The organism is Arthrobacter sp. P1_H7, from assembly GCF_056405215.1.
In genome coordinates this window covers 1-8677 of record NZ_JBFUCO010000035.1, presented here as the reverse complement: position 1 = coordinate 8677, position 8677 = coordinate 1, and the positions used below count along the sequence as shown (strand labels likewise).

Sequence of the window (8677 nt, the reverse complement as noted above, 5' to 3'; positions counted from 1 at the left end):
AAAGGACATCACCGCCGGGTTCCAGGTCCGGCAGCGCCGCCCTTCATCCGGACGCAGCCGAGCACCCCAAGCCGGCGCTGCGGGACCGCCCCGGCGATAATGCCCGCCCCGGACGGAAGGATCTGCAATCCTCACTTCATATTGTCTAGACGGCGGCCAGGGTGCGGGCCAGGGCCTCGATGATGGCGTCGGTGACGTCCGCGGTGGTGGCGTCGCCGCCGACGTCGCGGGTCAGGTGGCCGGTGCCGGTTGCCTCTTCGATGGCGGCCTCGATGCGGCGGGCTTCCTCGTGCAGACCGAAGTGGTCCAGCATCAGGGCTGCGCTGGCGATCGCGCCGATCGGGTTGCTGATGCCCTTGCCTGCGATGTCCGGGGCCGAGCCGTGGACCGGTTCGAACATGGACGGGAAGCGGCGCTCCGGGTTCAGGTTTGCGCTGGCCGCCAGGCCGAGGCTGCCGGCCAGGGCCGAGCCGAGGTCGGAGAGGATGTCGGCGTTCAGGTTGGAGGCGACGACGACGGAGAGGTCCTCGGGGTGCAGGATGAACTTGGCGCTCATCGCGTCAACCAGGACGCTCTCGGTGGCGACATCCGGGTAGTCCAGGGCAACACGCTGGAACGTTTCGTCCCAGAGGACCATGCCGTACTGCTGGGCGTTGGACTTGGTGACCGACGAGACCTTCTTCACCGTGCGGGTCCGGGCGAGATCGAACGCGAAGCGCATGATGCGCTCGCAGCCCTTCTCGGTGAACAGCGCGGTCTGCAGGGCCACCTCGTTGCCGGGGCCACGGCCGCTGAGGTTGCGCCCGCCGAGGCCGGCGTACTCGCCTTCGCTGTTTTCGCGGACCACAATCCAGTCGAGCTCGGTGGTGTCGGCCTTGCGCAGCGGGGACTGGACGCCCGGGAGGAACTTCACCGGGCGGATGTTCGCCCACTGGTCAAAGTTCTGGGTGATCTTCAGGCGCAGGCCCCAGAGGCTGATGTGGTCCGGGACGTTTTCCCAGCCGACGGCGCCGAAGTAGATGGCGTCGAAGTCCTTGAGGGTGTCCAGTCCTTCGGGGTCCATCATCTGGCCGGTCTTGGCGTAGTACTCGCAGCCCCACGGGAACTCGGTCCATTCGAAGGCGAACTTGCCGCCGGAGTTCTGCGCCAGGGCGTCCAGAACCCGGCGTCCGGCGGAGACGACCTCCTTGCCGACCCCGTCGGCGGGGATTGAAGCGATGCTGAATTTCTGGGTGGCGCTCATGTGCCTACCTCCTCATTGAGTGTGTTAGCAGCGTCACACTGCCTTCCTCTTCAAGTAGACGGGCCGGCACCACCTGCCGTCCAAGACCAAGATCCGATCCGCTAGATAGGTTCAGCCTATTGATGAGGCGCCGGGGGAGGCGTGTCTGTCATTCCTTGCGGTGGCGGGGCCGCGTGCAGCCGCGCCACCGCCAGGAAGGACCGGGCTGCGGGGGTCAGGTCGTCCCTCCGGCTGAGAACGGCAACATCCAGGTAGGACACGGGTTCGATCAGCAGCGTCCGCAGCCCTGATTTGTGCGCCAGGGGCGCCCACGACGACGGCATCACGGCGTGGCCGACCCCGGCCAGTACCAACGGCAGGATCGAGGTCCGGTGGGCGACCTCGACGACGATTTCGGCGTCGATCCCCCGTGCCAGGGCGTCGTCCACAAGCCACCGCATCAGCGAACCGCGCTGGCTCGCGACCAGCCGGTGGCCGGCCAGCTCCTCGCGTTGGATAGTTGTTGCGGCGCCGAACGTATCGGACTGGGGATTGACGAGAAGGATCAGCGGCTGGCGATCGAGCTCCAGCACCTCAACGCCGGGAACCTTGATGGGCGTGGGGGAGCCTGCCAGCCCGATCTCCGTGCTGCCGCTTCGGACAGACTCGATGACGTCCTCCGGAGTGAAGGCGGCGCTGACATTGAGCCTGACCAGGGGATGCGCCCGGGTGAAGGCGGCGATCATCGATGACAGCGGCTCGATCCCGGGCGAGGGCATCGTGACGATGTCCAGCCGTCCGCTGCGCAGCCCACGCACCGACTGCACCGCAGATTGCGCCGCGTCGAGGTTGCGCATCACGAGCCGGGCCGGCCCGATCAGCTCCTTGCCCGCCTCCGTGAGCACCGCCCGCCGCCCGATCCGGTGGAACAGGGGCACGCCCAGTTCCTTCTCGAGGGCGGCGATGGTCTGCGAGAGGGATGGCTGGGCGATGAGCAGGTGCTCCGCCGCCCGGCTGAACCCGTCGTGGTCAACTACAGCCAGAAAATACTTCAGCTTTCGGGTGTCCACGCTGGCTCCTTCACCGGTTGGGGCGCTTGGCGGTTGCCGTGCGTCCGCCTGATCGATGAGTCCGAGCCTATTTCCTGCCGACGGTCCGGATGGGCATTTGTTCCACATCCGAGGCAAAGAACGCGATCGCCGCCCGCCGCCGGCCGCCGCCCGTCGTCGTCCGTCGTCGTCCGTCGTCGTCCGCGCCGGATCACGCAACCCGGCGCTACGGCAGCCGCGGCGCTACGGAAGCCGGGACGGGCGCAGCAGCGTGGGGATGCCGGCCTGTCCGGGGTCGAGCGGCACGGGGCTGACCAGCACGGCCGGGCCGCGGCTCAGGAGGCCGGTCGAAAGCGGCTGGGAGCGCACGCCTCCCCGGCCGCGCATGGCGGCGTGCGCGCCCGGTGCAAGCATCCGGTCCATCCACGCGCAGGGGTGTGCTGGCCGTCCGACCCGGAGCCGGACCACGTTGCCCTTCGATTCAAGCGCGAACTCTTCGCCGAGCAGGGGAGCGAGGTGGGCGCCCCGGAGAACCACATTGCGCCGGGTCAGGAGCGGGTCAAACGGGCCGGCTCCCAGCTCCTCAGCCATCGCCTCGAGGGCCTCGATCGAGAGGAGGGTGACGGCGGCGTCCATTTGCGCGGCCTTGCCGAAGAACCGGTCGCCGACAATGCCCTTGCCGGCCACCAGTTCCACTTGGTCCGCGTCCGTCGTGGGGACCTGCGCCGCACCATCGCGGGCGCGGCCGAAGTAGGCGTGCGCCGGCGAGACGAGGAGGTGCAGGATCTCGACGTCGTACCTGTAGCTTGCCGTCATGACCTAAAACTATCCTCCCATCGTGGCGTTGGGGCGCGTCGATGGTCCCGGATGCGGCGGCCGCGCGCATGTGTGCCGGCTGTGGCGCGCGAAGTCGCCGGAAACCCTCGAGGTCGCCGGAACCTTGCGGCGACCTCGCAGGCTTCCGGCGAACTCGGCGGGGCCTTACGCGTAGTGCCGCGGCGTCAGCCATGCCGGCTCAGGGTACGAGCACGATCTTCCCTTTCGCCGCGGTGCTTTCCAGCAGCTCATGGGCGCGACGAACGTCGGAAATTGGCAGGCGCTCGGCGACCACCGGGTGAATCTGGCCGCGGCGAAGCATCTCGAGCAGGGCGAAGAAGTCTGCCCTGAACCAGTCCTGGTGATGGATGCGCAACTTCTGGATCCGGTAGGACAGCACTTTTCGGCGGGGTGACAGCCAGCCCCAGAGCGCGACGCTCCCCGTTGCCGCGTACCAGGCGATCACGCCCGGCCAGTTCTTGCGCCCCTGCGCGATCGTGGCGTAGCGGCCAAACACAACGAGCCGACCGCCGGGCCGCAGCGCGCGGAAGGAGCGCAGCGACAACGGCCCACCGATCCCGTCAAGGGCAATGTCGACGCCGTCGCCGGTGAGCCCGCGCACTCGGGCCAGGAAATCCTCGTTCTGATAGTCGATCGCCACCGCGCCCAGCCGCTCCACTGCGGCGCGGTCCCCGCCGGCGGCGGTCCCATAGAGGCGGAGTCGGGCCAGTGCTCCGAGCTCGAGGATCGCGGTGCCCACCCTGCCTGCCGCGCCGTGAACCAGAACGCTCTCCCCGGGCTTCGCCTGGGCCGTCCGGTGCAGCAGCTGGTAGGCGGTCATATAGGGAAAGACGAGGCTCACGACCTCGGCCGGGTCGAGGTCCTCAGGCACCTCCACCGCGTATGCCTCCGGCACACAGACGAGCTCGGCGTTGGCGCCCCACACCGTCAGCGCGCCGATCCGGTCTCCGACCCGTACCCGCGAGCAACCGGGCCCGATCTCATCGACGATGCCGACGAGCTCGTAGCCGGGCGTGAAGGGCGGCTTCGGCCCGCCGAGGTAGGTGCCGGCGCGCAACTGTGCGTCGGTGAAAGAGACCCCCGAGGCCAGGACCCTGACGCGGACCTCGCCCGGGCCGGGCCGTGGATCCTCGACCTCCACCACCTGCAGGACCTCGGGGCCGCCGAAGCGGTCGATCACCACACGCTTCATGGGCTCACTCTACGCTCGGCACACGCTCCGCACACCGGCCTCTTGCTACCCGGCGCCGGGGGGCGTGCGGGGCCGTACGGGACCTATTGACACCCCCGAACCGCCGGACTATTCTACAACCAAATGGTTGTAGATCAGCTCCGAACCCAGCTCAACGACGACGAACTCGACCGCCTGTTCCAGGCCTTCGCCGACACGACCCGCCGGGATATCGTGCGCCGGGTGACAGTGGGCGAGTTCTCGGTCTCCGGGCTCGCTGCCCTCTACGCCATGAGTTTCGCGGCCGTCCAGAAGCATGTGGCGGTCCTGGAACGCGCTTCCCTTGTCTCCAAGGAGAAGCGGGGGAGGGAGCAGATTGTGCGGGCCAACCACGATGGGCTGCAGCGGGCCCGCCGGCTGCTCGACGAGTACGAGGTCATCTGGCGGCAGCGGGCGGAGCGGATCGCAGACCTGCTCGCCGAAACGGCCGCCCCCGAATCAGGCAACACAAACCAGCAAGGCAGCACGCAAGGCAGGAACCAGCAAGCTGAAGGTTAGGAAGGGTTCGTCATGACGGTTATCAGTTCAGTCAAGAATCTCGAGGCGCTGAGCCTCACCGTGGTCGCCGAGTTCGACGCCGGCGTGGAGCGAGTCTGGCAAATCTGGGAGGACCCGCGCCAGCTCGAGCGCTGGTGGGGCCCGCCCACCTGGCCGGCCACGTTCGAGAAGCACGAGTTCGTCCCGGGCGGCGAGGCCAGCTACTACATGACGGGACCCGAGGGGGAGAAGGCCCGCGGCTGGTGGCGGTTCGTGACCATTAACGCCCCGCACCGACTGGAGTTCGATGACGGCTTCGCGGACGACAACGGCGACCCCGTGGCCGACATGGGCACCATTCATGGTGTTGTGACGCTGGAGCCAATCGGCGGCCGCACCCGAATGACCATCCTGTCCACCTTCGAGGCCGAGGAGCAGATGGAGCAGATCGTCGCCATGGGCATGGAAGAAGGCATGAAGGGGGCACTCGGCCAGGTCGACGCGATCCTCGCCGAGTCCGTCAACGCCTGACCTGCAACGCAAGACGACGGCGGCGGGAATCTGCCGCCGTCGTCCTTTGGCCCTATTCAGCCCGCTGCGTGCGGCGTTAGGATGCCATGTGACGTTCACCCACGGTTACGCGGCCAACGGCGACCTCCGGATGTACTACGAGGTCCATGGTCACCCGCGGGTCGGCGAGCCCCCGCTGTTGCTGATTCCCGGCGGAGGCTCGAGCATCGAGACCAACTTCGCCGGCCTCATCCCCGCGCTGCTGGCCGAGAGCCTGCAGGTGATCGCCGTCGAAGAGGAGGGCCACGGCCGGACCGCGGCTACCGGCCGGCCGCTCACCGCCGAAAACTCGGCCGGGGACGTCAAAGCCGTGCTCGATGAGCTCAATGTGGACTCCGTGGATGTGCTCGGGTTCAGCGCCGGGGGCCACACTGCGCTTGCGCTGGCCATGAGGCATCCGTCCATGGTGCGTTGCCTGATTGCCGCCTCCACCTTTGTCAGCCGCGACGCTGTGGGCGACGAGTTCTGGGAGGGGATGGAGAAGGCAACCCTCGATGAGATGCCGGAGGCGTACCGGTCCGCGGACCGCCGGCTCAATCCGGAGCCCGGACACCTCGAGCGGATGTTCGAACTGGACCGCCAGCGGATCCTGACCTTCCCCGGATGGCCGGACGAGGACCTGCGCCGCATCACGGCCCGCACCCTGGTGCTGAGCGCCGACCGCGACGTCGTCAGCGCTGAACACGCCGTGCGGATGTCACGGGTCATTCCCGGGGCGCGCCTGATGATCGTGCCCGGCAGCCACGGCGACTACCTCGGCGAGCTGGCCGCCAGCGGGGGCGACCTGCGGGCCATGCGGACCACCCTCCCGTACCTGCTGCGGTTCCTGGAGGAGTAGGGGGCGGTCAGGGCGTTGCCGGCGTGGAGGTATCGTTCGGCGCGGAGCTCCAGTGCTGCCGGTGCAGCCGCTCGAAGCCGTCCAGGAGCAGATCGAGGGCGAACTCGAACTCGAACTGGTCATCGCACCCCTGTCCCACCACGGAGTCCTGGTGCGCGGAGGCGGTGGCGACCTTCAGGATGTTCGGATACCGCTCGGTCATGTCCTGGAACATGGCCGCCTGCGCTTCCGGCGGAAGGGCGGCCAGTCCCGCGGCGTTCCCGCCGCCGGAGTCGTCGAACAGTTCCTGGGTGAACCCCCACATCCGGCTCCCCAGGGCGTGCATGACGTGATGGGTCAGGTCCACGGAGAAGCCTCCGGCCAGGAACATGCCGATGAACGAGTCCATGTAGCCAAGGACCGCGGGCGTCTTATTCGTGCGCGATTCCAGCACTTGCCGGGCCCACGGATGCCGCAGCAGCGCCCCCCGCGCCGAGAGCACCCTCAGGCGCACGGCGTCCTTCCAGCCGGCATCACGGACGGGAGGATCGATCTCGCTGACAAGGGCGTCCACCATGCCGTCGAGGAGTTCCTCCTTGTTGGCCACGTGCTTGTACAGCGCCATCGGCACGACGCCGAGTTCCTGCGCCAGCCGGCGCATGCTCAGCGCCTCGATCCCCACCTGGTCGGCCAGCTCGACGGCGGCAGCCAGGACGCGGTCCCGGCTCAACGGAATCCGGCGCGTTCGCTCCGCTTGCTGGGTCATCCGGCCACCTTTCCCTAACGGTTCCCTATTGACAAGTGTACGCCGTACACCTAACGTGGCCGCATCAGGTGTACGCCGTACACCGCGCGATTCATGTACCACCGCCGCCAGCCATCCCAGCCAAGGACCACGCCGTGACAACACACGCCAGCAGCGCCCCCGTCCCCCGTGTCCGCCGCCGCCCCCAATGGCCGGTGCCCGTCGGATTGATCCTTCTCAGCCTTATCCCGGTGATCGCGGGCGCGGCGCGGCTGACGGAACTGACCGGCGGTGCCGCCATCACCGCCCAGAACGCCCGGTTCTTCGCCTCGCCCGTGCCCGTGGTGACGCACATCCTCAGTGTCACCACCTACAGCCTGCTTGGGGCGTTCCAGTTCCTCCCCGCGCTGCGGGGCCGCCGCGGCTGGCACCGCATCGCCGGCCGCATCCTCGCGCCCGCGGGCCTGCTGGCCGCCCTGTCCGGCCTGTGGATGGCCGTCTTCTATCCGCTGCCCCCCGGGGACGGCCCGGCGCTGTTGGTGCTGCGGCTGGTCTTCGGCTCGGCCATGGCGGCGAGCATCGTCCTGGGAGTCGTGGCGGTTGTGCGCCGGGACTTTGTACGGCACGGCGCGTGGATGACCCGCGGCTACGCGATCGGCGTCGCCGCGGGAACGCAGGCGCTGACGGGGCTGCCGTGGATCCTGCTGGTGGGCCCGCCCGACGAGCCGACCCGGGCGGTGCTCCTGGGGGCAGCCTGGGTGATCAACGTTGCGGTGGCCGAGTACGTCATCCACCGGCGCGCCAGGCGCACCGTGCGGGTCCCCGCCGTCGTCCCCGTCCCGGCCGTCGTCGAACCCGAACCTGCCGCCGCCGTCGTCGTCGAAGTCGCCGGAAATGTGCCGGAACGCCGTACTTTTCCGGCGAAGCGGACAGTTTCCGGCGAGGTGGAGTCCGGGCGGCTAGACTCACGCGCATGACGATTGTGGATGATCAGGGCCGCCCGGAGCCTCCCCTTGCCGCCGACGAAACCGCGACCCTCCTGGGATTCCTGGACTTCCAACGGGCCACTCTGGCGTGGAAATGCGCCGGCCTGGACGCGGCCGGCTTCGTGGCCACCACCGCTGCCTCATCGATGACACTGGGCGGGCTCCTGAAGCACATGGCCTATGTGGAGAGCGAATGGTTCTCCCGGTCCCTGCACGCCCGGGACCGCGAGGCCCCGTTCGCCGCCGTGGATTGGAAGGCAGATCCGGACTGGGAGTGGCATTCCGCCGCAGGGGACACCCCGGACCAGCTGCGCACCCTGTGGCAGGACGCCGTGGACCGGTCCCGGGCCAGCGTCGCGGAGGCCCTGGCGGCCGGTGGCCTGGACCAATTGGCCAGGCGCCCGTGGCCGGACGGTTCGGCACCGAGCCTGCGCTGGATCCTGTGCCACATGATCGAGGAGTATGCCCGGCACAACGGCCACGCCGACCTCCTCCGCGAGGCCGTGGACGGCGAAACGGGGGAGTAGGCGGCAGGCGGGTTGACGCTTCCACCCGTTGCGCTATCAGTCCTGGCGGTCATGAACGCCGAATGACGACTGTGGAGTCTCATGACTTAATGGACGTTTCTGTCTCAAGACATCGTGGACAGTGTGTCTCAGGACATCGTGGACACTCGGACCGGTTTTGCTCGGGTCATGAGCAAAATGCACCCCGATATCAAGATCCGGCATTTGGTGGCGACA

At 68.4% G+C, this 8677-nt stretch carries 10 protein-coding genes; 5 read left to right on the top strand and 5 right to left on the bottom strand.

What is annotated here, in order from left to right; all coding sequences use genetic code 11:
- Positions 1-145: 145 nt before the first annotated feature.
- The 4 genes from AC1DXI_RS20640 to AC1DXI_RS20625 form a co-directional block, all read right to left on the bottom strand.
- Positions 146-1243, bottom strand: a complete 1098-nt coding sequence (locus tag AC1DXI_RS20640; protein WP_476940138.1) for a tartrate dehydrogenase — start codon at positions 1241-1243, stop codon at positions 146-148.
- Positions 1244-1359: 116 nt separating this feature from the next.
- Entirely contained in the window at positions 1360-2292 is a 933-nt protein-coding gene (locus tag AC1DXI_RS20635) for a LysR family transcriptional regulator (protein ID WP_476940137.1), read from the bottom strand.
- A gap of 222 nt (positions 2293-2514) precedes the next feature.
- Positions 2515-3087, bottom strand: coding sequence for an MOSC domain-containing protein (locus tag AC1DXI_RS20630; RefSeq protein WP_476940136.1), 573 nt, complete (start codon positions 3085-3087; stop codon positions 2515-2517).
- Positions 3088-3286: 199 nt separating this feature from the next.
- Positions 3287-4300 (bottom strand): medium chain dehydrogenase/reductase family protein, encoded by a 1014-nt coding sequence (locus AC1DXI_RS20625; RefSeq protein ID WP_476940135.1) that lies wholly within the window; start codon positions 4298-4300, stop codon positions 3287-3289.
- Positions 4301-4423: 123 nt separating this feature from the next.
- Between AC1DXI_RS20625 and AC1DXI_RS20620 the strand changes: the two genes are divergently transcribed.
- The 3 genes from AC1DXI_RS20620 (at position 4424) to AC1DXI_RS20610 (ending at position 6224) form a co-directional block, all read left to right on the top strand.
- Positions 4424-4837, top strand: coding sequence for an ArsR/SmtB family transcription factor (locus AC1DXI_RS20620; RefSeq protein ID WP_476940134.1), 414 nt, complete (start codon positions 4424-4426; stop codon positions 4835-4837).
- 12 nt (positions 4838-4849) lie between these two features.
- Positions 4850-5347, top strand: a complete 498-nt coding sequence (locus AC1DXI_RS20615; RefSeq protein WP_476940133.1) for an SRPBCC family protein — start codon at positions 4850-4852, stop codon at positions 5345-5347.
- Between the two features lie 88 nt (positions 5348-5435).
- Positions 5436-6224: an alpha/beta fold hydrolase gene (locus tag AC1DXI_RS20610; RefSeq protein WP_018775489.1), complete on the top strand. Its 789-nt coding sequence runs from the start codon at positions 5436-5438 to the stop codon at positions 6222-6224.
- Positions 6225-6231: 7 nt separating this feature from the next.
- Here the strand turns inward: AC1DXI_RS20610 and AC1DXI_RS20605 are convergent, their stop codons facing one another.
- Complete coding sequence (locus tag AC1DXI_RS20605) at positions 6232-6969, bottom strand: TetR/AcrR family transcriptional regulator (protein WP_476940132.1); 738 nt, start codon at positions 6967-6969, stop codon at positions 6232-6234.
- Between the two features lie 134 nt (positions 6970-7103).
- Here AC1DXI_RS20605 and AC1DXI_RS20600 point away from each other — a divergent pair, with 134 nt between their 5' ends.
- Together AC1DXI_RS20600 and AC1DXI_RS20595 are read left to right on the top strand one after the other, a co-directional pair.
- A complete protein-coding gene (locus tag AC1DXI_RS20600) occupies positions 7104-7925 on the top strand; it encodes a DUF2306 domain-containing protein (protein WP_476940131.1) in 822 nt (273 codons plus the stop codon).
- The gene (locus AC1DXI_RS20595; RefSeq protein WP_476940130.1) at positions 7922-8461 is read left to right on the top strand and encodes a DinB family protein; all 540 of its coding nucleotides are present in this window, start codon (positions 7922-7924) and stop codon (positions 8459-8461) included. Before AC1DXI_RS20600 ends, AC1DXI_RS20595 begins: the two co-directional genes overlap by 4 nt.
- Positions 8462-8677 lie beyond the last annotated feature (216 nt).